1 protein-coding gene is annotated in these 1,539 nt (G+C 71.9%); it reads left to right on the top strand.

Annotated elements, in window-relative coordinates:
• Positions 1 to 113 precede the first annotated feature (113 nt).
• Positions 114 to 1,529 (top strand): NF041680 family putative transposase, encoded by a 1,416-nt coding sequence (locus EIZ45_RS45775; protein WP_134670442.1) that lies wholly within the window; start codon positions 114 to 116, stop codon positions 1,527 to 1,529.
• Positions 1,530 to 1,539: the final 10 nt, after the last annotated feature.

Raw genomic sequence — 1,539 nt, 5'->3', positions numbered from 1 at the left:
AGCTTGAGTTTTAAGGTGCGGGTGTGGGTGGGTGGACCCGGTTGATCATGGGTGAAGCCCTTGGTTGATCATTCGTTCTTGCGACAGAAGGAAGATCACAACCAAGGGCTTCGATGGACAGTGTGCACGACGGCGGCGCGGCCGCCGCGCTGGGGGAGCTGTCCCGGTTCCGGCAGGAGTTCTACGGGTGTCTCACCGCGCGGGCGGATGCGTTGTTCGAGCTGGCCGATGCGGTGCTGTGCGCCGGCGGGCCGGTCGCCTCGCTGGTCGAGCTGTCGCTGGAGCCCGAGCACCGGCGCGGCCACGGCAGCCTCTACGACAGCCTGAACCGGGGCGGGGTCGGCATCGGCCGGTTCCGCAACGTCGTGGCCCGCCAGGCGGTCCCGCGCGACGACGAGGGGCGGATCACGCTGGCGATCGACGTGAGCAACTGGCTGCGGCCGGACGCGGACACCAGCCCCGACCGCTTGTTCTGCCACACCTACGCCCGCGCCTGCGGCCAGGCGCAGATGATCCCCGGCTGGCCGTATTCCTTCGTGGCCGCGCTGGAACCCGGCCGCACGTCGTGGACCGCGCTGCTGGACGTGCTGCGCGTGCGCCCGGGCGACGAGGGCACCGCCCTGGCCGCCGCCCAGCTGCGCACCGTGATCGACGCCCTGATCACCGCCGGGCACTGGCACGAGGGCGACCCCGAGATCCGGATCGTCGGGGACGCCGGCTACGACGGGCCCCGGCTGGCGTTCCTGCTGGCCGACCTCCCGGTCCAGATACTGGTCCGGATGCGCTCGGACCGGGTACTGGCCTTCCCCGCCCCGCCGCGAAGCCCCGGCGCCCGCGGCCGCGGCGTCCGCCACGGCGCCCGGTTCGCCTTCGCCGACCCGCGGTCCTGGCCGGCCCCCGCGCACGCCACCACCACCGCCACCGCCCGCTACGGGACAGCGACCGCCAGCTCCTGGGACCGGCTGCACCCCAAACTGACCCGCACCGGCGCCTGGACCGGACACGACGAGCAGCTGCCGATCATCGAGGGCTCCGTGATCCGGCTGCAGGTCGAGCGACTCCCCGGCGCCACGGCCCCGAAACCGCTGTGGCTGTGGCACTCCGCCACCGCGGCCACCCCAGAACAGGTCGACCGGCTCTGGCAGATGTTCCTGCGCCGCTTCGACCTGGAACACACCTTCCGGTTCCTCAAGCAAACCCTCGGCTGGACCAAGCCCCGTGTCCGCGGACCCGAGGCAGCGGACCGGTGGACCTGGCTGATCCTCGCGGTCCACGCCCAGCTCCGGCTGGCCCGCTGCCTCGTCGAGGACGTCCGACGCCCCTGGGAACGCGCACCGACCGCACCCGCCAGGCTCTCCCCCGCCCGGGTCCGACGCGGATTTCGCCGCATCTGCCGGACAACCCTCTCCCCCGCCAACCCGCCGAAACCCTCCCGGCCCGGCCCCGGACGCCCGACAGGATCACGAAACACCCGCCCAGCCCCCCTCCGAGACCCCGGCAAAACCAAGAAAACAGACACCAAACGTTAAAACTCAAGCT

The sequence above is a fragment of the Amycolatopsis sp. CFH S0740 genome, from assembly GCF_004522315.1.
Lineage (GTDB): Bacteria > Actinomycetota > Actinomycetes > Mycobacteriales > Pseudonocardiaceae > Amycolatopsis > Amycolatopsis nivea.
This window is presented reverse-complemented; position numbering and strand designations above follow the sequence as displayed.